Annotated in this window: 18 protein-coding genes; 3 read left to right on the plus strand and 15 right to left on the minus strand. The window is 67.1% G+C overall.

All coding sequences use genetic code 11. The features are described 5' to 3' along the window. Nucleotides 1–4: 4 nt before the first annotated feature. The 3 genes from DFO45_RS06840 to argC all read right to left on the minus strand — a co-directional run bounded on the left by DFO45_RS06840 (nt 5) and on the right by argC (nt 4,131). Nucleotides 5–1,177 (minus strand): acyl-CoA dehydrogenase family protein, encoded by a 1,173-nt coding sequence (locus DFO45_RS06840; RefSeq protein WP_133864289.1) that lies wholly within the window; start codon nt 1,175–1,177, stop codon nt 5–7. Nucleotides 1,178–1,305: 128 nt separating this feature from the next. Then, nucleotides 1,306–2,697 (minus strand): GntP family permease, encoded by a 1,392-nt coding sequence (locus DFO45_RS06845; protein ID WP_133864290.1) that lies wholly within the window; start codon nt 2,695–2,697, stop codon nt 1,306–1,308. A 381-nt stretch (nt 2,698–3,078) separates the two neighbouring features. After that, nucleotides 3,079–4,131, minus strand: coding sequence for an N-acetyl-gamma-glutamyl-phosphate reductase (argC, locus tag DFO45_RS06850; protein ID WP_133864291.1), 1,053 nt, complete (start codon nt 4,129–4,131; stop codon nt 3,079–3,081). 292 nt (nt 4,132–4,423) lie between these two features. On the opposite strand from argC, the gene DFO45_RS06855 reads away from it, so the two are divergent. Together DFO45_RS06855 and parE are read left to right on the plus strand one after the other, a co-directional pair. Beyond that, nucleotides 4,424–5,464, plus strand: a complete 1,041-nt coding sequence (locus DFO45_RS06855; RefSeq protein WP_133864292.1) for a sensor domain-containing diguanylate cyclase — start codon at nt 4,424–4,426, stop codon at nt 5,462–5,464. A 188-nt stretch (nt 5,465–5,652) separates the two neighbouring features. Next, entirely contained in the window at nt 5,653–7,671 is a 2,019-nt protein-coding gene (parE, locus tag DFO45_RS06860; protein WP_133864293.1) for a DNA topoisomerase IV subunit B, read from the plus strand. Nucleotides 7,672–7,686: 15 nt separating this feature from the next. Here parE and DFO45_RS06865 read toward each other — a convergent pair whose 3' ends face one another. Further along, a complete protein-coding gene (locus DFO45_RS06865; RefSeq protein ID WP_133864294.1) occupies nt 7,687–8,895 on the minus strand; it encodes an MFS transporter in 1,209 nt (402 codons plus the stop codon). A gap of 279 nt (nt 8,896–9,174) precedes the next feature. Between DFO45_RS06865 and DFO45_RS06870 the strand changes: the two genes are divergently transcribed. Next, nucleotides 9,175–10,734: a DEAD/DEAH box helicase gene (locus DFO45_RS06870; protein WP_043879317.1), complete on the plus strand. Its 1,560-nt coding sequence runs from the start codon at nt 9,175–9,177 to the stop codon at nt 10,732–10,734. Between the two features lie 158 nt (nt 10,735–10,892). On the opposite strand, the gene DFO45_RS06875 is transcribed toward DFO45_RS06870, so the two are convergent. From DFO45_RS06875 to DFO45_RS06925, 11 genes are all read right to left on the minus strand, one after another. Continuing rightward, the gene (locus DFO45_RS06875; RefSeq protein WP_166657067.1) at nt 10,893–11,909 is read right to left on the minus strand and encodes a GGDEF domain-containing protein; all 1,017 of its coding nucleotides are present in this window, start codon (nt 11,907–11,909) and stop codon (nt 10,893–10,895) included. Nucleotides 11,910–12,107: 198 nt separating this feature from the next. Beyond that, the gene (locus DFO45_RS06880) at nt 12,108–13,166 is read right to left on the minus strand and encodes a diguanylate cyclase (RefSeq protein WP_133864296.1); all 1,059 of its coding nucleotides are present in this window, start codon (nt 13,164–13,166) and stop codon (nt 12,108–12,110) included. Nucleotides 13,167–13,342: 176 nt separating this feature from the next. Next, nucleotides 13,343–13,774 (minus strand): TfoX/Sxy family protein, encoded by a 432-nt coding sequence (locus tag DFO45_RS06885; protein ID WP_133864297.1) that lies wholly within the window; start codon nt 13,772–13,774, stop codon nt 13,343–13,345. Between the two features lie 21 nt (nt 13,775–13,795). Continuing rightward, nucleotides 13,796–14,572 carry an ATP12 family protein gene (locus tag DFO45_RS06890; protein WP_133864298.1) on the minus strand — a complete coding sequence of 259 codons (777 nt, stop codon included), beginning with the start codon at nt 14,570–14,572 and terminating at the stop codon, nt 13,796–13,798. 20 nt (nt 14,573–14,592) lie between these two features. Next, nucleotides 14,593–15,285 (minus strand): HAD-IA family hydrolase, encoded by a 693-nt coding sequence (locus DFO45_RS06895; RefSeq protein WP_133864299.1) that lies wholly within the window; start codon nt 15,283–15,285, stop codon nt 14,593–14,595. Next, nucleotides 15,282–15,953, minus strand: a complete 672-nt coding sequence (locus DFO45_RS06900; RefSeq protein WP_133864300.1) for a zinc ribbon domain-containing protein — start codon at nt 15,951–15,953, stop codon at nt 15,282–15,284. The genes DFO45_RS06895 and DFO45_RS06900 overlap by 4 nt, the downstream gene beginning before the upstream one ends. A gap of 225 nt (nt 15,954–16,178) precedes the next feature. Further along, nucleotides 16,179–18,044 (minus strand): TRAP transporter large permease subunit, encoded by a 1,866-nt coding sequence (locus tag DFO45_RS06905; RefSeq protein ID WP_133864433.1) that lies wholly within the window; start codon nt 18,042–18,044, stop codon nt 16,179–16,181. A gap of 87 nt (nt 18,045–18,131) precedes the next feature. Continuing rightward, complete coding sequence (locus DFO45_RS06910) at nt 18,132–18,749, minus strand: TRAP transporter small permease subunit (RefSeq protein WP_043879318.1); 618 nt, start codon at nt 18,747–18,749, stop codon at nt 18,132–18,134. A gap of 217 nt (nt 18,750–18,966) precedes the next feature. After that, a complete protein-coding gene (locus tag DFO45_RS06915) occupies nt 18,967–20,055 on the minus strand; it encodes an RluA family pseudouridine synthase (protein WP_133864301.1) in 1,089 nt (362 codons plus the stop codon). 120 nt (nt 20,056–20,175) lie between these two features. Beyond that, nucleotides 20,176–20,568: a fluoride efflux transporter CrcB gene (crcB, locus tag DFO45_RS06920; protein ID WP_043879320.1), complete on the minus strand. Its 393-nt coding sequence runs from the start codon at nt 20,566–20,568 to the stop codon at nt 20,176–20,178. A 90-nt stretch (nt 20,569–20,658) separates the two neighbouring features. Continuing rightward, a complete protein-coding gene (locus tag DFO45_RS06925) occupies nt 20,659–20,877 on the minus strand; it encodes a hypothetical protein (RefSeq protein ID WP_133864302.1) in 219 nt (72 codons plus the stop codon). Nucleotides 20,878–20,893: the final 16 nt, after the last annotated feature.

The following is a 20,893-nucleotide window of genomic DNA, read 5'->3' on the forward strand; positions in this document are numbered from 1 at the left end:
GGCCTCAATAGGAGCGCGGCAGGCCGAGCACATGCTCGGCGAGATAGGAGAGGATAAGATTGGTGGAGATGGGCGCCACCTGATAGAGGCGCGTCTCGCGGAACTTGCGCTCCACATCATATTCCTCGGCGAAGCCGAAGCCGCCATGGGTCTGCACGCAGGCTTCCGCCGCCGCCCAGGAGGCATCCGCCGCCAGCATCTTGGCCATGTTGGCTTCCTGCCCGCAGTCCTGCCCTGCTTCGAAGAGCGCCGCCGCGCGATGCACCATCAGCTCGGCTGCGCGCATCTGCGCATAGGCCTTGGCGATGGGGAACTGGACGCCCTGATTCTGGCCGATGGGCCGGCCGAAAACCACGCGCTCCTTGGCATAAGCGGTGGCCTTGTCGATGAACCATTTGGCATCGCCCACGCATTCGGCCGCGATGAGGATGCGCTCCGCATTCATGCCGGAGAGGATGTAGCGGAAGCCCTTGCCCTCCTCGCCCACGAGGTTCTCCGCCGGAACCTTCATATTGTCGAAGAAGACCTCGGTGGTGGAGTGGTTCATCATCGCCCTGATGGGGCGGATGGTGAGGCCATTGCCCTTGGCCTCCCGCATGTCCACGATGAAGACTGAGAGACCATCCGTGCGCTTCTGCACCTGATCGCGCGGCGTGGTGCGGGCGAGCAGCAGCATGAGATCGGAATGCTCGGCGCGGGAGGTCCAGACCTTCTGGCCGTTCACCACATAATGGTCGCCCCGCTTCTCGGCGAAGGTCTTCAGCGCCGTGGTGTCGGTGCCGGAGGTGGGCTCGGTGACGCCGAAAGCCTGAAGGCGCAGTTCTCCGGAGGCGATCTTCGGCAGATAGGTCTCCTTCTGCGCCCCGGTCCCATGCCGCAGCAGGGCGCCCATGATGTACATCTGGGCGTGGCAGGCGCCGCCATTGCATCCGGCCCGCTGCACTTCCTCCAGGATCGCCGCCGCCGCCGAGAGCGGCAGGCCGGCGCCGCCATAGCTTTCGGGGATGAGGGCGGCGAGAAAGCCTGAATGGGTCAGCGCCTCGACGAAGGCGGTGGGATAGGCGCTCTCCCGATCGAGCTTGCGCCAGTATTCGCCGGGGAAGTCCGCGCACAGTTTGCGGACCGCTTCGCGGATATCGGAGAAATTGGCGTCGATGGCCTCGATGGTCCCGCTCATGACCGCTCCCTGGAAGGTGTTGCTCCCTTCCTAGCAAGCGGAGCCCCCATAGGGGAAAACGCTAAATCTGATCACCGCCAGAAGAAGAGGTGATGGCCGCCCGCATCGGGACACGGGCGGCGGAAGCCTCAGTAGAGGCCGGTGAGATAATAGAAGCCGATCACGAAGAAGACGGCCATGGTCTTCACCAGCGTGATGGCGAAGATGTCGCCATAGGACTGGCGGTGGGTGAGGCCGCAGACCGCCAGCAAGGTGATGACGGCGCCATTGTGCGGCAGCGTGTCCATGCCGCCCGAGGCCATGGCGGCGACACGGTGCATCACGTCGAGCGGGATGCCCGCCGCATTGGCCTGCGCGATGAACTGCTCCGACATGGCCGCCAGCGCGATGGACAGGCCGCCCGAGGCCGAGCCGGTGATGCCGGCCAGCGTCGTGACGGAGATGGCCTCGTTGACCAGAGGATTGGGGATGGCCGACAGCGCATTGCGGATGACAAGGAAGCCCGGCAGCGCGGCGATGACGGCACCGAAGCCATATTCCGTCGCGGTGTTCAGGGAGGCGAGAAGCGCCCCGGCGACGGACGATTTCGAGCCCTCCGCAAACTGCGCCGCCACCCGACGGAAGGCGAAGAGGAAGACGGTGAAGATGCCGAGCAGCAGCGCGCCCATCACCGCCCAGATGGCCGCGACAGACGCGGTCGGCAGCGTCAGGGCCGGCTGGCCTTCCACGAGGACCGCGGTCGCGTTTGGGCCGAACCAGACGGGGATCATGCGGGCGAGCAGAAGATTGGCGACACCCACCACCACCAGGGGCAGGAGCGCGATGAGCGGATGGACCAGCGCTGCCTCGCCTTCCGTCTTCGGCTCATTGGTGTGGCCGGTGCCGTAACCCTCCCCCGCCCGCAGGGCCTGTCGGCGGCGGAATTCGAGATAGCCGACGCCCACCACCAGCATGAAGGCCGTGCCCACGAAGCCGAGGATCGGCGCCGCATAGGCCGTGGTCTTGAAGAAGGTGGTCGGGATGATGTTCTGGATCTGCGGCGTCCCCGGCAGGGTGTCCATGGTGAAGGAAAAGGCGCCGAGCGCGATCACCGCCGGCAGAAGGCGCTTGGGGATGCCGATCTGGCGGAACATCTCGGCCCCGAACGGATAGACCGCGAACACCACCACGAACAGCGAAACGCCGCCATAGGTCAGCACCGCGCCCACGAGGACGATGGCCAGCACCGCCTGGCTGGGGCCGAGTATCCTGATGATGGCCGAGACAATGGAGCGGGAGAAGCCGGAGAGCTCGATGACCTTGCCAAAGACGGTACCGAGCAGGAAGACCGGGAAGTAGAGTTTGATGAAGCCGACCATCTTGTCCATGAAGAGGCCGGAAAAGATCACGGGCACGGCGGTCGGATCGGTCAGCGCCACGGCCGCCATGGCGGCGACGGGGGCGAACAGGATCACGCTGAAGCCGCGATAGGCGACGAACATAAGAAAGGCGAGCGCGCCCAGGCAGATGAGAAAGCTCATCCCGGTTCTCCTTGGGACCTGTGCGCGGCGGTGGCGTCAAGGCGCCCTGGCGGCCGGCACGGTCTTCCTCCCGGCGAAACGGGACGGCTGAAGAGCCCCGCACCGCCGCATGTGAGCCCGCTCCTGAGGATACGGACCCGGCGAAGCGGCTCTTGGGTCGAAGCCCGCGCCGTCTTTGTCTTGAATTCGGCTTGCGTCCCGAAAGCTCTGTTATGAGACGGCGCGATCCGCCGTCCGGAAGATCGCAGCGTCCCATCTTCCGATTTTCAACATAAGGTAAGCTTAGCTGCTCGACCAGATACCCGGATAACCTGCGGTGCCCGCAAAGGTTCCGCTTGCCGAACGGCGGCGCGGGCGGCTTGATGCCCGCGCGGTGCCCCCTCAGGGCATGAGGGCGATCTGGTCGATGCCCATGGCCTCGGGGAACCCAAGCACGAGGTTCATGTTCTGGATCGCCTGTCCGGAGGCGCCCTTCACCAGATTGTCGGTGGTGCAGAGCACGGTGGCCCGGCCCGCCACGCGGTCGGCCACGACACCGATATGCGCCCAGTTAGAACCGCGCACATGGCGCGACTGCGGCACCTGGCCGAAAGGCAGGACATGGACGAAATGCTCGTCCTTGTAGAATTCGGCGAGGATGCGATGCAGGTCCTCGGCGGTGCCGCCGGTGGTGCGCACATAGATGGTGGCGTAGATGCCCCGGTTCATGGGCGCGAGATGCGGCACGAACACCGGCTGCACGGTGCGGCCGGCGGCCTTGGAATATTCCTGGTCCAGCTCGCCCATGTGCCGGTGGCCGGACACGGAATAGGCATGGATGCCCTCGGAGACTTCCGAGAACAGCATGGCCTCCTTGGCCGAGCGGCCGGCACCGGACATGCCGGTCTTGCTGTCGACCACGATCTGGTCCGGCTCGATGGCGCCGGCTTCCAGCAGCGGCACGATCGGCAGGATGGCGGTGGTCGTGTGGCAGCCCGGATTGGCGACGAGGCGCGCCTTCCTGATCTCGTCGCGGTAAAGCTCGACGAGGCCGAACACCGCTTCCTTCTGGAGGTCGAGGGCGGCATGGATGTGGCCGTACCACTTCTCATAGGCACCGGGATCGGTCAGCCGGAAGTCGGCCGAGAGGTCCACCACCTTCACCTTCGGCGCCTTCTCGAACACGTCCTTGATCACCGTCTGGGTGGTGGCGTGCGGGAGGGCGCAGAAGACGAGGTCAACCTGCGTGAAATCCACGCTGTCGATGGTCACGAGCGTCGGCAGCTTGAAAGGCGCGAACTGCGGGAAGACGTCGGCCATGGACTGGCCCGCCTTCCGGTCGGCGGTGAGCGCCACAAGCTCCACGCGCGGGTGTCGCAGCAGAAGGCGCACAAGCTCAGAGCCCGTATAGCCCGAGGCGCCCAATACCGCGATCCGTGCTTTCGCTTCCGACATGACACTCTCCTGCCCGCCTCTCGCGGGACCAACTTGAGACCGGCGCATCAGCGTCCTGTCGGACGCGGCCACGCGGGCGACGGTGATTACACCCTTCCCATGTCGCATAAAAGACAGGAAGCGCATCACTGGGCCGCGCTCCCGGCACGCCGTCTCCCCTTGAATAGCTTTCGATGCAATCTCGGCTTTACGAATGCAACCAGTGTTGCCAAGCTAGGGGCGACTGCATTGACTGCAACAGAACCCATCCGACGCAACGGAGGGCACGCCGCAGGGAGCCGGCCTTACCCCCATGAACGAGCACGTTTCCAAGGATCTGGTCCTCGCCCGCCTCTCCGAGACGGTGAGCTCGGCGCGCTCACTGGAGGAGCTGACGCGGCCGCTGCTGGAGCTTCTGGAACTGATTACCGGCCTTGAGAGCACCTTCCTGACGCGCATCGATTTCGCAGCGGGCATCCAGAACGTCCTGTTTTCCCGCAACAGCAGCACCTTGCACTTGCCGGAGACGCTCTCGGTTCCCTGGGGCGACACGCTGTGCAAGCGCGCGCTGGCCGAGCAATGCCCCTATGCCGACAACGTCTCGACCCGCTGGGGTGATTCTGAGGCGGCCCGCGTCCTCGGCATCGAGACCTTCACGAGCACACCCGTCTATCTCGAGGGCGGCTCGCTCTATGGGACGCTGTGCGCGGCGAGTTGCGATCGCAAGCCGATCTCGTCCGACGGCCAGCACGTGCTGCGCCTGTTCTCAGCGCTCATCGCACAACAGATCCAGCAGGACCAGCTGATGCAGGAGCTGCGCCGCGCCAATGCGCAGCTCGCCGCCTATTCGTTTACGGACGCGCTCACCGGCCTGCCCAACCGCCGTTTCATCCTCGACGAACTCCAGCGCATGACGGCGCAGGCCGCGCGTAGCGGGCAGAACCTGATCGTCGCCTTCATCGACCTCGACGGCTTCAAGGCCATCAACGATGCCCACGGCCATGACGCCGGAGATGCCTTCCTGATCGAGGTCGGCCGCCGCCTGTCGCTGGGTCTTCGGGCCGGCGACGTACTGGGGCGGCTCGGAGGCGACGAATTCGTCATGGTGGGCTTCACCGCGCCGGGCGAGCCCGGCCGCGCGCCGGCCGATGCCACGCGCCAGCGCCTCACCGCTCTGATCGAGGGCCATTACGAACTCGGCCGCTGGCGCATCGACTATGAGGGCGCGAGCATCGGCGTGATCGAAGCCGAACCCGGCGAGAGCGCGCCCGAGGAGATTCTGCGCCGGGCCGACGCCCTCATGTACGAGACCAAGAAGGCGCGCCGGGCCACCCGCCGGTCAGCGACGGGATAGGCGCTTTTCCAATCTCCGTGTCATTTCCTCCGCATGCGCGCAGGGAAACGGGACGATCGCCGGCACCAGAAGGCTGCCATGTGCGCGGGTCGAGGCGACTCGGCTAGAAAGTTCGGCTACAAGGGCACAAACCGTGTACATCCCGCGTCCGCCGCAAGGCCGGGCGCCTCGCGAGATCCGATCGCTACATGTCCAATTCCGACGACCTCTTCTCCAATCCCCCTCCCTCCCGCGGCCGCAAGACCACGGTCGTGCCGCAGATGGCGAGCGACTATACCGCCGCCCACATCGAGGTGCTGGAAGGGCTGGAGCCGGTGCGGCGCCGGCCCGGCATGTATATCGGCGGCACCGATGCCAAGGCGCTGCATCACCTCTTCGCCGAGGTGATCGACAACTCCATGGACGAGGCGGTGGCGGGCCATGCCACTTTCATCGAGGTGCAGCTCTCCAATGACGGCTCGCTGACGGTGATCGACAACGGGCGCGGCATCCCGGTGGAGGAACACCCCAAGTTCCCCGGCAAGTCGGCGCTCGAAGTCATCATGACCACGCTGCATTCGGGCGGAAAGTTCGACAGCAAGGTCTATGAGACCTCCGGCGGCCTGCACGGCGTCGGCGTCTCGGTGGTGAACGCGCTCTCCGACGCCTTCGAGGTGGAGGTCGCCCGCAACCAGACGCTCTACCGCCAGACCTTCTCGCGCGGCACGCCGCAGGGCAAGCTGAAGGAAGTGGGCCGCATCACCAACCGGCGCGGCACCAAGATCCGCTTCCATCCCGATCCGGACATCTTCGGCCCGAGCGCCAAGTTCGAGCCCGGCCGCGTGTTCCGCATGGCGCGCGCCAAGGCCTATCTGTTCGGCGGCGTGGAAATCCGCTGGTCCTGCGATCCCGAACTGCTCGCCGGCACCACCGGCGTGCCGGAAAAGATGACCTTCCGTTTCCCCGGCGGTCTCCGGGACTATCTGGCCGCCGACATCGAGGGCCAGACCCTCGTGCATGGCGACATCTTCTCTGGGCGCGTGCAGAAACCGGGCGGCCATGGCTCGGCCGAATGGGCGGTGGCCTGGATCGCCGATGGCGACGGCAGCATCTCCTCTTACTGCAACACCATCCCGACGCCGGACGGCGGCACCCATGAGAACGGCCTGCGCGCCGTGCTGCTCAAGGGCCTGCGCGAGCATGGCGAGCGGACCAACCAGTCCAAGCGCGCCGCCCTCCTCACCGGCGAGGACGTGACCGCGGGCTGCGCGGCCATGCTCTCCGTCTTCGTGCGCGAGCCGGAATTCCAGGGCCAGACCAAGGAGCGTCTCGCCACCGCCGAGGCGGCCCGCATCGTCGAGCAGACGGTGCGCGATCCCTTCGACCACTGGCTCGCCGCCAATCCGGCCCAGGCCACCCGCCTGTTCGACCATGTGGTGGAGCGGGCCGAGGAGCGGCTGCGGCGCAAGCAGGAGAAGGAAATCTCCCGCAAGACCGCCGTGCGCAAGCTGCGCCTGCCCGGCAAGCTGGCGGACTGCTCCAACACCGAGGCGGCCGGCTCCGAACTCTTCATCGTCGAGGGCGACTCGGCCGGCGGCTCCGCCAAGCAGGCCCGCGACCGCCGGACCCAGGCGGTGCTGCCCCTGCGCGGCAAGATCCTCAATGTCGCCAATGCCGGCCGCGACAAGCTTGCCCAGAACCAGCAATTGGCCGATCTCGGCCAGGCGCTCGGCTGCGGCACGCTCTCGCACTATCGCGAGGCGGACCTTCGCTATGAGAAGGTCATCATCATGACCGACGCGGACGTGGACGGCGCCCACATCGCCTCCCTCCTCGTCACCTTCTTCTACCGTCAGATGCCGAAGCTGGTGGACGAGGGGCATCTCTTCCTCGCCGTGCCGCCGCTCTATCGCATCACGCAGGGCGCCAAGACGCTCTATGCCCGAGACGACGCCCACAAGGAGAAGCTCCTGAAGAAGGAGTTCAACGGCCGCGGCAAGGTGGAGATCGGGCGGTTCAAAGGCCTCGGCGAGATGATGCCGGCGCAGCTCAAGGAAACCACCATGGACCCGAAGACGCGCACGCTGCTTCAGGTCAGCATCGAGGAGGCGGCCCGCGCCGCCACCGACGACATCGTGGAACGCCTCATGGGCAACAAGCCGGAGGCGCGCTTCGCCTTCATCTCCGAGCACGCCGCCTTCGCGGGCGAGGAACTGCTCGACATCTGAGCCGAGGCGTCCGGCTCAGACCGGCTCCACCGACTGGACCTTGCGGGCGGCGGCCTCCTCCGCCTCCCGGCGCACACGCTCGGCCAAGGGCGCGAGGCGCGAGGCCGGCCAGGCGAGGGCGAACATGGCAAGCCCCGCCACCACGAACATGCCGGGCAGCGAGCCCACCGCGTGCGACACCGCCCCCGCCACCACCGCGCCGAAGGCCTGCCCGGCGAAGAAGAAGGTGGCATAGAGCGACACGCCCGAGCCGCGCGCGCTGGGCGCCAGCTCGGTGGACATGATCTGAAGCGTGTTGTGGATGGTGTAGAAGCCGAAGCCCATGACGCCGAACAGCGCCATCATGAACACGAGCGAGGGGGCGAAGGCGATGCCGATGAGGCAGCAGCCGACGATGAGCGCGCCCGTCGCCGCCATGCCGCTGAGGCCCAGCAGATCCACGAGCTTCTGCACCACCACGCTGTAGAGCACGCCGCCGATGGCGAAGGCGCCCATGGCGATGCCCGCCTCCACGGCATCGCCGATGTGGAACTCCACCATCAGCGGCGCCACGAAGGGGAAGACGCCGAAGATGATGCCGCCCTCCACCGCCGACACGGCGAAATGGCGGATGGAGACCGGATTGCGGAAGACGGTGCGATAGCCCTCCAGCGTCGCGGCCACCGAGATGGGCTTGCGGGCACCCAGTTCCTTCAGGAACAGGATGGTGCACAAGGTCGCGGCGGCGGAAACGGCCGCTGCGGCGAAAAACACCGTGCGCCAGCCGAAATAGGTGGCGAGCGTGCCGGAGATGATGGCGCCCCCCAACTGCCCCAGCACCACGGCCAGCAACAGGCGGCCGAGCGCCACGGTGCGCTGCTCGAAGGCGACGCGATCGCCCACGATGGCGAAGGACACGGGAATGATGCCGCCCGCCCAGCCGCCGGCGAACACCCGCGCCGCCACCAGCACCGGATGGTTCGGCGCAAAGGCACAGGCCAGATGGCCGATGGTGAGGCAGGCGAGCGTGATGCGGATAAGCCGCACCCGGCCGAAGGCATCGCCGATGGGGCCGAACACCAGTTGCATCAGCGCATAGGGCAGCGTGAAGGCAGTTGCGAGCAGGGCCGCGGCCTGGAGCGAAACGCCAAGATCAGACGCCAAAAGATTGAGCATCGGATCGACGGAACGCGCCGTAAAAGCGCTGGCGAAGTCCGCAAGGCCAAGAATAAGCAGAAAGGACATGGGGGGCTACACTAGGGACGGAAGGGCGCCCGGTGCGCCGTCCCGTCCTGTCTCCGACGGGCCGGCGGGCCGGTCAAGCAGCGGAATTGCATGGCATGCGCTGTGCGCCCCGAGCCAGCGCATGGCATTAACATTGACACAGCGCACAATGCTTCTATTTTCTACCGCGTCGTCCGAGATGTATTCGAATCCAAGCGCGCCGACCGACGACCACTCGTTTGGGCCCGTACACGGCATGGGACCTTCGATCAGCGGGGCGCTGCCACATCAAGCGACCCAATGTCATTTTCTGAACTCGGCCTGAGCGAAAAAGTCCTCTCGGCCGTCGCGGCCACGGGCTACACCACCCCTACGCCCATCCAGGCGCAAGCCATTCCGCATGTCCTCGCCCGGCGGGACGTGCTCGGCCTCGCGCAGACCGGAACGGGCAAGACCGCCGCATTCACGCTGCCCATGCTGACCCTGCTGGAGCAGGGCCGGGCGCGCGCGCGCATGCCGCGCACTCTCATCCTCGAACCGACGCGCGAGCTCGCGGCGCAGGTGGAGGAGAATTTTGTCCGTTACGGCAAGAACCACAAGCTGAACGTCGCCCTGCTTATCGGCGGCGTTTCCTTCGGCGACCAGGACACCAAGCTGCTGCGCGGCGTGGACGTGCTGATTGCCACCCCCGGCCGCCTGCTCGACCATGTGGAGCGCGGCCGCCTCCTGCTCTCCGGCATCGAGGTGCTCGTCATCGACGAGGCCGACCGCATGCTGGACATGGGCTTCATCCCGGACATCGAGCGCATCTGCAAGCTGGTGCCCTTCACGCGCCAGACGCTGTTCTTCTCGGCCACCATGCCGCCGGAGATCCAGCGCCTCGTCTCGCAGTTCCTCTCGAACCCGGTGCGGGTCGAGGTGTCGAAGCCCGCCAGCGCCAACACCTCCATCACCCAGCTTCTCGTCGCCTCGGGCCGCGAGGACTATGAGAAGCGCGAGACCCTGCGTGAGTTGATCCGCAACGCGGACCAGTTGCAGAACGGCATCGTCTTCTGCAACCGCAAGCGGGACGTGGCGGTGGTGCATCGCTCGCTGCAGAAGCACGGATTCAACGTGGTGTGCCTGCATGGCGACATGGACCAGCACGCCCGCACGCAGGCGCTGGACCAGTTCCGCACCGGCGAAGCCACCTTGCTGGTGGCCTCCGACGTCGCGGCCCGTGGCCTCGACATTCCGGCGGTGAGCCACGTCTTCAACTATGACGTGCCGCACCACTCGGAAGACTATGTGCACCGCATCGGCCGCACCGGCCGCGCCGGCCGCACCGGCACCGCCATCATGCTGGTGACGCACGACGACGCGAAGTCCCTGGCGGCCATCGAGAAGCTCATCGGCAACGCCATCCCCTGGCAGGGCGAGCCGCTCGGCGAAGCCCCGCCGCGCGAGAAGCGCTCCCGTGGCGGCGACCGCCGCGAAGAGCGTGGGGAGCGGAGCGAGCGTAACAAGCGTTCGGGCCGTGGCCGCAGCGAGCGCAAGGCCGAGGTTGAGGATGGGGTCGAGGTCCGCGCCGAGCGCGCGCCGCGTCCTGCCCGCGAAGGACGCCCCGAACGCGAGCCCCGGCCGGAGCGCGAGCCCCGCGCCGAGCGTCAGCCGCGTCCCGAGCGGGAAGCGCGCCCTGAGCGTGAGGCCCGTCCGGAACGGGAAGCCCGCCCCGAAGGCGAGCGCGCCCGCAAGCCCCGTCCCGAGACGGCGGACGCGGCCAGCCGCAACCGGCGCGACCGCTCCGCCAGCGAGCCGGCGGACATGTCCCACCTGCCCGCCTTCCTGCTGCGCCCGGTGCGCATCAAGGCCTCCTCCTGACGCCCATTCCGGCCGGATTGCATCGCGATCCGGCCGTTTGAATTCTGAGCAAGCCTGCCGCGCAGCACGTCCCGGCGTTCTGAGAAGCCGGATGATCAAGCCCTGAACTGACGGTCCAGCAGCGGGCGTGGCTGACCTGATGACCTCGGCGAGGCCGCTCAGGCAAAGACGACGCGGTTCCGGCCCATCTGCTTCGATCGATAGAGCGCCGCATCCACGAGCCGCAGAGCCTCGGCGAGACCGCCCTCCCCGTCCCAGAGCGCGACGCCGGCGGAAATGGTGACCCCACCGCTCTCGTCGTCCGGCAACACGGCCACCGCCTGACGCAGTTTCTCGGCGAGGGCTTCGGCCTCCGGCGCCGACAGATCCGCCGAGACCACCAGAAACTCGTCCCCGCCCCAACGGCCGATGACATCGCCTTCGCGCAGCACGCGTCGAAGCGCATCGACGACGTTCTGAAGGACGCGGTCGCCGAACACGTGCCCCCATTGGTCATTGACGGTCTTGAAGTAATCCATGTCCAGCAGGATCAGCGCCCACTGCCGGGATGAGGCGCCCTGCATTTCAAGGGCCCGCTCGATGCCGCGCCGGTTCGCAATGCCGGTAAGCGGGTCGGACAGAGCCGCGCTCTCCATCATGCTCGCCTGGGCCTTGGCCTGCTGGTAGGCGGCCTGCGAGTAGGAGAAGAGCACGAGAACCAGCAGCGAAATGGCCTGCACGATGATGGCGTTCAGCAATAGCGCGTTGGTGGTGTCCGGCCAGTTCGCCGGCTCACTGTTGAACCACACCCAGACCGCCGTTGCCGCCGGGATGAGGAAGCCGATCACCGCGGCGGGAATGCTCTCGCGGCCGGGAAAGATGATGAAGGCCGCCACGCTGATCAGCGGCAGCCATTGCAGCGTGTCGGCGATCACATAGAGCCTGATCTGGGGGTCCGGATCGCCGAATGTGAAGACACCGGTCGCGCAGCCGATGCAGAAGGCGAGAAACAGGCTTCGCTCCGCAACGATCCGCCAGCGCTCGCTGATATCCGTGACGATGAAGCCGACCGCGCAGATGAGAACCAGCAACGGATCCGTCAGGGTGGCATTTCGTGCGCTGATGATGCCCTGATAGCTGTCGTAAAGCCAGAACCAGACATTGCAGACAAAGCCGATCGCGAACAGAATTCGCATGATGCGCGTACGCAGTCTGGCGAATTCCGGGCTCATTTCGGTTTTGGTCCGCGTTCGGCCAGAGGGGAGCATGTTCTTCATCCGCGAATGACGCGTTGTGTTGTGAGCCTGTCAGCCTTGGGAAGCGGTGCTCCATCCAGATACGCACGTTATCGCGAATGGCGCATTCGACGCAGCACCCGGGCCCGCTCTTCCGCCTCAGGCAAACACCACCCGGTTCCGGCCCATCTGCTTGGAGCGATAAAGCGCCGCGTCCACCTGCCGGAGCGCCTCCACAAGGCCGCCTTCCCCATTCCACAGCGCGATGCCGACGGAGATGGTCACGCCGCCGCTGTCGTCCTCCAGAAGGCCGGCCACCGCCTGCCGCAGCCGCTCGGCCAGCGCCTCCGCCTCGGCCGCCGGCGCGCCGGGGGAGATCACCAGAAATTCGTCGCCGCCCCACCGGCCGATGACATCGCCGCCACGCAGGTTGGGGCGGATCGCATTCACCACATTCTGGAGCACGCGATCCCCAAAGACGTGGCCACGCTCGTCGTTGACCATCTTGAAGTGATCCATGTCCAGAAGGATGAGCGCCCACGGGCGGGGCACCGAAGCCGCCGTCTGTGTCTCCAGCGCCCGCTCGATGCCGCGCCGGTTGGCAATGCCCGTGAGCGGGTCGGAGAGGGCCGCACTCTCCATCATCCTGGCCTCCGCCCGGGCCTGCTGGAAGGCGGCCTGCGAATGCGAGAACAGAACGAGGGCCGCCACCGACACCACATGGATGACGAGCGCATTGAACAGAAGCGTGCTCGTGGTGGCCGGCCAGGTCGCAGCATCGCTTCCCCACCACACCCAGACCGCCGTTCCCGCCGGAATGAGGAAGCCCACCACCGACGCCACCACGCTCTGGCGGCCGGGAAAGATCATGAAGGCGATGATGCTGATGAGCGGGATCCATTGCAGCGTATCGGCAATGGCGTAGTAGCGCACCGGTTCGTCCGCGGCCGTGAAGGACAGCACGCCGCTGGCGCAATTGGCACAGAAGGACAGGAAGGCGAGCCACTCCGTCGCTGCGCGCCACCGATCACCCAGCTCGATGACAAAGAATCCGGCGGCATAGATGAACATGACCGAGGGATAGGTCACATAGGCATCACGCGCGCTGATGATGCCGCTGCTGCTCTCGAAAATCAGAAACCATCCGTTGCAGACAAAGCCGATGGCGAACAACAGCCGCAACATCCGCTTCCGCAATCTGATGAATTCGATGTCCATCGCAGCACTCCCCAGGCGAGCACTTGGACATAGGCCACTGACACACGCAAGCAGACCGCCGCCCTCGGCTGGGGAGGAGGACGGCCAGGCAGCGACAGGACGGAGGGACCGGACATCTCCCCTCCTCGGACCGGCGGCAGCGGCGCTGGCTCGACATCGGAGGGGACGCAACTGACTTAAGGCTTCCGGCGCGTCTGGCGTTGCGAAGCCGGGACGCCGATCCCCAGCGCATCGAAGTCCGGCGCCGGCCCGGCGGGCGCCTTGGAAGCCGCCTTCTTTCCGCGCGCCTTTCTGGCAGCGCCCGCCCGCGCTACCCCTTGAGCCCGCCGAAACAGCACTTCGCGCGCCTCGGGGTCGTCGAGCGCCGCTTCGGGCAGGGTCCAGTAAGGCAGCGTCACCTGCCGGTTGCGGGCCGTATAGCCCAGCGGCGCGCAACCGAGTGCGGCCAGTTCCTGCGCGAAGTCCCCATCGGCCTTGATGAAGAGGTCGCCGCCGCTCTCCAGGGCGAACATCCGCCCGTCGCAGAAGATGCCGTGACCGCCGAACATGCGCTTGATCTCGACGGGCCCGAGCGGCGCAAAGAGGTCGGCCAGATCATCGCGGTCCATCCCGGCCTCCCCGCGCCCGTCTCAGCCCTTGACGAGATCGAGCAGGCGCACCGCCGCGCGCATTTCCTTCTCGCGGGCGGCGCGGCGGGCCGTCGCCTCCGCATCCTCGCCCCAGCGCTCGATCGTCCAGTCCTCGTCCACATGGGCCGCGCGCCAGGCGGCATCGGCATCGAGGACGCCATTGGCCAGCGCCACAGCGAGGAAGGCCGATCCGGTCAAAGCGGTCAGCGTGCTCAAGGCCGCGAGGGAGAGCGGATCGTCGGTTCCGACCAGCGCAGCCACGCGCGCCACCATGTCGGCGGGCTGCTCCACGTGGCGGATGCCTTCGGCGAGGAAGAAGCGGGCGTCATGCGCGCGGTCGAGCCAGGCCAGCACCGGGTCCCAATGGGCCGCTTGCCGCGCGACCAGCCCCTCAGGCCCCTCGGCGCGATAGAGCAGGAGGTCGCTGCCCATGTAGCGCACGATTTCCTCCTTCACCTCCTGCGGATTGCGCGCCACGCCATCGAGCGCGACGTTCACGAGGCGGGTGAGCGGCATGGTGAAGGGGTCGATCTCCACGCCCTGCGCCGCCCATTCCTCCGCCAGAGCGGCGGCGAGCGCGGCGCTCGGCACCGCGAGCTTTGCCTTGGCGGGCGTGCGCAGGGGACGGCCGTCGAGGCGCACCTCATGGCCTCCCTCGCCTTCCGCGACCGTCACCTCCTTGTAGAAGCGCTTGGGCAGCGTGCGGCGGCTCTGCGCGCGGATGGCCTCGGCCGGATCGAGCGGCGACTGCTCGAGGTCGCTCAGGATGTCGCGCATGGCTCGGCTCCTCGAAAATCTCAGGCGACGGCGGGCGCGCGACCGCCGACCAGCGCCGCGATGGCGTCCGGAATCTCGCGGAAGTCGCGCACGATCACATCGGCACCGGCTGCGGTGAGTTGTTCCAGCGGATGATAGCCCCAGGCGACGCCGATGGCATGGGCCCCGGCCGCCTTGGCCATGGCCATGTCGAAGCCGGTGTCGCCAATCACCACCGTGCGGGCGGAGGGCTGTCCCATCTCCGCCATGGCCTGCTGCACCATGGCCGGATGGGGCTTGGAGGGGGCATCGTCCGCCGTCTGGATGGTGGAGAACCAGCCGTCCATGGCATTGGCCGCCAGAACGCGCGTGACGCCGCGCCGGGCCTTGCCCGTCACCATGCCGAGCAGCATGTCGTCGCGCTGGCGCAGCCCATCGAGCGTATCGCGGGCGAAGGGGTACATGGGCTCAGGCGGCTCGCGGTCGCGCAGGTCCATGAAGGCGCTGCGATAGGCTTCCACCATCTCCTCCACGGGAAAGGCGGCATCGCCCTCGGCGAGGTCGGTGAAGGCTTCGCGCAGCGACAGGCCGACGATGGAGAGCATGCGCAGCCGGTCCGGCGCGGGGAGGCCCTGCCGGGCATAGGCCGTGCCCATGGCGGCGACGATCATGTGCTGACTGTCCACCAGCGTGCCGTCGCAGTCGAACAGGGCGAGGATGGGCTCAAGGGTCATTTCTGGGTCAACTTGTCGGTGTCGAGATCGAGGGTCCAGGTGGTGGTGCCGTTGGGATCGATGAACACCACCTGCTTGAAGCCGCGCGCCTTGCACTGGCGCGGGAACGGGCCGCCGCTGATCAGGTCCACGGCGGTCTTGGCGGGGAAGTTAAACTTCAGGGTCATCACGGTCGCGCCCTCGCCGGTGGCCGTCACCGTCATGTCGAGGCCGTTTTCCTTGAAGGCGTCCTGCGTGGATTTCGCATAGTCGCGCCGGGTGCCGGGATCGCTCGGGATCGAGGGCATGGGCGGGCGCTGGCTGCCCGGCGGCACCGTCTGGAGGGTCGGCGCAGCCGCAGGTGCGGCGGGGGCCGGATCCGGCGTCGCGGTCTGGGGGATAGGTGTCGGAGCCGGCGGTGGCTCAGGCGCGGCCTGGGGCGGCGGTGCAACGGCAGCCTGCTGCTGCGGCGCCGATGCTGCGGGTGACGGCGCCTTGGGCGTCAGCAGCACCCACACGCCGGCACCGGCGGCCAGCGCCACCAGTACACCGGCAATCCCCACCACCACGGGAAGCGCGCGCCGGGGCGGCGCAGGCGACGCGAGTTCAAGGCCGCAGACGGCGCAGGCGACATCGTCCGGATGCACCGGTGCACCGCAGCCGGGACAGGTCTCGGTCTGTGGGGACATGGGGGCACCTCCGATGATTGACGGGCGGCATCGGCCTTGCGACGGCCGGGACCGGGCGAACCCAGCCACGCCGCCAGCCCCCCGGCGACGCGATGCCCCGGACCGCCGCGCACGGCCGGACAGGGCGCCCTGTCTAGCAGAGGCGAGGCGCGCAGGCGACCGCCGAAAATGCAAAGCCGCCCGGCGCTTGCGCAGCGGGCGGCTTTGTCGTGGACCGTCGGGCGCCTATTTGGGAGCGCCGAAATCCAGCGCCGGCGGAGGCGGCGCGGAGTCGAGATCCGGGGTGAGGTTGTCGAACTGCTTCTGCACCGCCCCCTGATCCAGTTGCACGGAGCTGCTCTTGTAGTGCGTCACCATGCCGGGGAAGAGCACGACCAGCGCCACCATGATGAGCTGGATGCCGACGAACGGCACCGCACCCCAGTAGATCTGGCCCGTGGTCACCGGCTCCATGCGCTTGCCCGTCACGCGGTCGAGATAGGGCACCTTGGGTGCCACCGACCGCAGGAAGAACAGCGCAAAGCCGAAGGGCGGATGCATGAAGGAGGTCTGCATGTTCACCGCCAGCATCACGCCGAACCAGATCAGGTCGATGCCGAGCTTGTCGGCGGCCGGTCCGAGCAGCGGGATGATGATGAAGGCCAGCTCGAAATAATCGAGGAAGAAGGCCAGCAGGAACACGAGGATGTTCACCACGATGAGGAAGCCGGTCTGGCCGCCGGGCAGCGAGACAAGCAGTTCCTCCACCCAGCGGTGGCCGTCCACACCATAGAAGGTCAGGGAGAACACGCGCGAGCCGAGCAGGATGAACAGCACGAAGGCCGAGAGCTTGGCCGTCGAGTAGGTCGCCTGCCGCATCAGGTCGAACTTCAGGCGCCCGCGGCCGGCGGCGAGCAGCAGCGCGCCCACCGAGCCCATGGCGCCGCCCTCGGTTGGCGTCGCGACGCCGATGAAGATGGTGCCGAGCACGAGGAAGATCAGGGCCAGCGGGGGCACCATCACGAAGATGACCTGCTCGGCCAGCTTCGAGAGCAGGCCCAGCCGGAACACGCGGTTGATGACCGCCACCACGAAGGCGAGACCCACCGTCATGGACATGGCAAGGACCACATAGTCCGAGCCGACCCGCATGCCCGAGCGCTCCATCACCGCGATCGAGATGCCGATGGCGATGGACAAGGCGATGAACAGCGAGGGGGTGAGCAGGCGGGCGGTGCCGCTCATGATGAAATAGAAGAGGACGAAGGCGCCGAGGCCCCAGACTGCCAGATTGGCCGCGCCCGGCAGGCTGCCGGCCGTGAGGCCCGGCAGCGAGCCGGTGGCGATCAGCACCGCAAAGCCGGCGGCGAAGATGGCGCCGAGCAGCCGCGAGGGGCCGCGCTTCTGATTCTTGTCGCGCAGGGTCTGGGCTTCCAGCGGCAGGCCGGGGGCTGCGTTCGGAAACAGCGTCGAGACGAGGAAGATGTAGAGCGCGTAGAGGCCGGCCAGCAACAGGCCGGGCACGAAGGCGCCCTCGTACATGTCACCCACGGACCGGTTGAGCTGGTCGGCCATGACGATGAGCACGAGGGAGGGCGGGATGATCTGGGCCAGCGTGCCCGAGGCCGCGATCACGCCCGAAGCCACGCGCCGGTCATAGCCGTAGCGCAGCATGATGGGCAGCGAGATGAGGCCCATGGAGATGACCGAGGCCGCAACGACGCCCGTGGTGGCGGCCAGCAGCGCGCCTACGAAGATCACCGCATAGGCAAGGCCGCCGCGGATGGAGCCGAACACCTGTCCGATGGTGTCGAGCAGATCCTCGGCCATGCCGGAGCGCTCGAGGATGAGGCCCATGAAGGTGAAGAAGGGCACCGCGAGGAGCACTTCATTGTTCATGGTGCCATAGACGCGCTCGGGCAGCGCCTGAAGGAAGTCCGGCCGGAACAGGCCGAGCTCGATGCCGATGACGCCGAACACGAGGCCGTTGGCGGCCAGCGCGAAGGCCACCGGATAGCCCAGCAGCAGGAAGATCACGAGGGCGCCGAACATGATCGGCGCCATGTTGTGGGTGACGAAGGCGCGCAGGCCGCCATCGGCGGCGAAGGCCATCTCCGGACCGAGGGTGCTGAGCGCCACGGCGAGCGCGCAGAGGAGGCCCGTCTTGAAGACGCGGTTCTGGATCATGATCGCGTTTCCTCAGGGCGTCTTGGTGTCGGCGACGATGGCGACGGGCTCGACATCGGCGAGCAGGCGCTGGGCTTCCGCCTCGGCGGAGGCAAGGTGGCCGCCCGCCCCCTCGTTGGGGTCCTCCATCTTGCCGGTGAAGATGGCGACGCGCTTGATGAGCTCGGAGATCGCCTGGATCAGCAGCAGAGCGAAGCCCACGGGCACGAGCATCTTGGCCGGCCACTGGGGCAGGCCGCCGGCGTTCAGGGACTGCTCGTTGATGCGGTAGGAATTCAGCGCGAAGGGAATGGACGTGTAGAGCATCACGAGGGCGAACGGCATCAGGAAGAAGACATTTCCGAAGATGTCGATGCCGTCGCGCAGGCGCTTGGACAGGCGGGAATTCACGATGTCGATGCGGATGTGCTCGTTGTCCATCAGCGTCCAGGGCGAGCACATCAGGAACACCGCGGCGAACAGCACCCATTGCAGTTCGAGCCAGGCGTTCGAGCTCAAGTCGAACAGCTTGCGGATGACCGCATTGCCGGCGGAAACGATGATGGCGACGAGGATCAGCCAGGATACCAGACGCCCGATGCGGGCATTGATGGCATCAATCGCCCGGCTGAGCGCGAGCAAAACGGACATGGGATTTCCCCCCGGCGATGCGGATTCCCGCTTCTGATCGCAACGGCCCGTTCGGGTCCGCCTGCGGTGACGAGCGGACGGCAGATGAACAAAAGTCCATCCGCCGCCGAGCCGCGCACCATAGGCAAAGCCCATCAATGCGCAAGTCTGTCCGAAAGTCTAACGCCTGAAATACCTTGGGCCGACGTGCTGCAATGCAGCAACGCCGATGAAATGTTCAACCCTCGGGCGATTCCACGATGGGATCGTACTGGGTTGCATCAAAGCCGAGCACGGCCCACGACTGCGCCATGTGGGGCGGCAGCGGCGCAGAGACGTCGATCATGCCCTCCCCGCGCGGATGGGGAATCACCAGCCGGCGCGCGAGGAGATGCAGCCTGTTCTGCAAGCCGCCGGGCAATTCCCAGTTCTCGATGTTGAAATACTTGGGATCGCCCACGATCGGGTGATGGATATGGGCCAGATGCGCGCGGATCTGGTGCGTGCGCCCGGTCACCGGCTTCAGCGACAACCAGCTCATCTTCTGCGCCGCATGCTCGACGACCGCATAATAGGTCACGGCGTGGCTGGCATCCTCCTCGCCATGGCGGGCAACGCGCATGCGCTCCTCGGCCTCCTCGCGGGCGAGATACGTGGAGATGCGGCCCTGCCGGGGTTTCGGCACGCCCGGCACCAGTGCCCAGTAGATCTTGCGCGCCTCGCGGGAGCGGAAGTTCTTGGCGAGCTGCGCCGCCGACAGACGGTTCTTGGCGATCAGCAGGCAGCCGGCGGTGTCCTTGTCGATGCGATGGACGAGGCGGGGCTTCTGGCCATCCTTGGCCCGCAGGGCGTCCAGCATGCCGTCGATGTGGCGGAAGGTGCCCGAACCGCCCTGCACGGCGATGCCGGACGGCTTGTTGAGGACGAGGACGTCCTTGTCCTCGAACAGGATGATCGAGCGCAGGAATTCCGCATCCGTCTGCTCGCGGCGGGCAGCGGCGCGCACCTGATGCGCGGCCGGCGCGAAGGGACTGCCGGAGCCGGCAAAGCCCCCCTCCTCCCCCGCGACGGCGCCCTCGCCCTTTGCCTTCGACTGGGCCGGGGACGAGGCGGGCGCGGCATCGTCGCCCAGCGGCGGCACGCGCACGCTCTGGCCGGGCGAAAGGCGCGTCGAGGTCTTCACCCGCCCGCCGTCCACGCGCACCTGACCGGTCCGCACCAGCTTCTGCAGATGGCCGAAGGACAGATCCGGGAAATGCGTCTTGAACCAGCGGTCGAGGCGCATGTCGGCCTCGTCCTCGGTCACCTGCTTCAACTCCACCGCCATATGCGGGCCACCTCTCCATCCGGCGCGGCTTCGCCGCCGGGACACCTGTTCGTGCCTATCGGTCACAGAACGGGCGCGGCGTCCAGAGCTTTGCGCGAATGGGGGGCATTCGGGAGCGGATCAGCCCATGGCGCGGATGAGCGAAAGGCCCGCGAACACGCCGACGAGGCACAGGACGAGGGAGCCGACCGCATAGGCGGCCGCCGGGCCCATTTCGCCGCGCTCCACCAGCACCGCGAATTCCAGCGAGAAGGTGGAGAAGGTGGTGAAGCCGCCCAGCATCCCGGTGGTCAGAAGCAGGCGCACGTGCTGCGTCCAGAAGCTGCCCTGCCCCGCCCGCATGGCGAAGGCCGCCGTGAGCGCGCCCATGATGAAGCAGCCGAGCACGTTGATGAACATGGTCGCGAAAGGAAAGGACAGCGTGCCGAACAGGCGCACGGTCGTGATGTTCACGATGTGGCGCATCAACCCGCCGAAGCCGGCGCCCAGAAACACGAGAACGGCGGGGATCATGTTGGCCCTCATGCTGCGTTGCAGGAGATTGCTACAGAGGGCCGCGCCACCCGGCAAGATCACGCTGCGAGACCGCAAGGCCCTGCGCGCTCACGCCAGCAGGGCGACGGCAGAAAGCGCGCCCAGGAGCGCCAGGAAGCCGGCCGCCACATAGAACATCCGGGACGTGCGCCCCCGCCCGCCCTCAGGCGCCGGAAGCACGCGGCCGAGCAGGCACAGGATCACATAGACGAAGGCAAGGGCCGCCAGAGCCACGACCACGTTGAACAGCACCAGCACGTTGAACAGGGCGTCGGCATTTACAAACATCGACGCGCCTCCTCCG

It is taken from the genome of Azorhizobium sp. AG788, assembly GCF_004364705.1.
Taxonomy (GTDB): Bacteria; Pseudomonadota; Alphaproteobacteria; order Rhizobiales; family Xanthobacteraceae; genus Azorhizobium; species Azorhizobium caulinodans.

Coding starts and splice junctions, on each gene's coding strand:
- DFO45_RS06900 (WP_133864300.1), bottom strand. CDS start 15,953: ATGTCCCCACAGACCGAGACCTGTCCCGGCTGCGGTGCACCGGTGCAT.
- crcB (WP_043879320.1), bottom strand. CDS start 20,568: ATGATCCCCGCCGTTCTCGTGTTTCTGGGCGCCGGCTTCGGCGGGTTG.
- DFO45_RS06885 (WP_133864297.1), bottom strand. CDS start 13,774: ATGGACCGCGATGATCTGGCCGACCTCTTTGCGCCGCTCGGGCCCGTC.
- DFO45_RS06875 (WP_166657067.1), bottom strand. CDS start 11,909: ATGCGAATTCTGTTCGCGATCGGCTTTGTCTGCAATGTCTGGTTCTGG.
- DFO45_RS06910 (WP_043879318.1), bottom strand. CDS start 18,749: ATGTCCGTTTTGCTCGCGCTCAGCCGGGCGATTGATGCCATCAATGCC.
- DFO45_RS06905 (WP_133864433.1), bottom strand. CDS start 18,044: ATGGCCTTCGCCGCCGATGGCGGCCTGCGCGCCTTCGTCACCCACAAC.
- DFO45_RS06870 (WP_043879317.1), top strand. CDS start 9,175: ATGTCATTTTCTGAACTCGGCCTGAGCGAAAAAGTCCTCTCGGCCGTC.
- DFO45_RS06855 (WP_133864292.1), top strand. CDS start 4,424: ATGAACGAGCACGTTTCCAAGGATCTGGTCCTCGCCCGCCTCTCCGAG.
- DFO45_RS06925 (WP_133864302.1), bottom strand. CDS start 20,877: ATGTTTGTAAATGCCGACGCCCTGTTCAACGTGCTGGTGCTGTTCAAC.
- DFO45_RS06865 (WP_133864294.1), bottom strand. CDS start 8,895: ATGTCCTTTCTGCTTATTCTTGGCCTTGCGGACTTCGCCAGCGCTTTT.
- DFO45_RS06840 (WP_133864289.1), bottom strand. CDS start 1,177: ATGAGCGGGACCATCGAGGCCATCGACGCCAATTTCTCCGATATCCGC.
- DFO45_RS06890 (WP_133864298.1), bottom strand. CDS start 14,572: ATGCGCGACATCCTGAGCGACCTCGAGCAGTCGCCGCTCGATCCGGCC.
- argC (WP_133864291.1), bottom strand. CDS start 4,131: ATGTCGGAAGCGAAAGCACGGATCGCGGTATTGGGCGCCTCGGGCTAT.
- DFO45_RS06895 (WP_133864299.1), bottom strand. CDS start 15,285: ATGACCCTTGAGCCCATCCTCGCCCTGTTCGACTGCGACGGCACGCTG.
- parE (WP_133864293.1), top strand. CDS start 5,653: ATGTCCAATTCCGACGACCTCTTCTCCAATCCCCCTCCCTCCCGCGGC.
- DFO45_RS06845 (WP_133864290.1), bottom strand. CDS start 2,697: ATGAGCTTTCTCATCTGCCTGGGCGCGCTCGCCTTTCTTATGTTCGTC.
- DFO45_RS06915 (WP_133864301.1), bottom strand. CDS start 20,055: ATGGCGGTGGAGTTGAAGCAGGTGACCGAGGACGAGGCCGACATGCGC.
- DFO45_RS06880 (WP_133864296.1), bottom strand. CDS start 13,166: ATGGACATCGAATTCATCAGATTGCGGAAGCGGATGTTGCGGCTGTTG.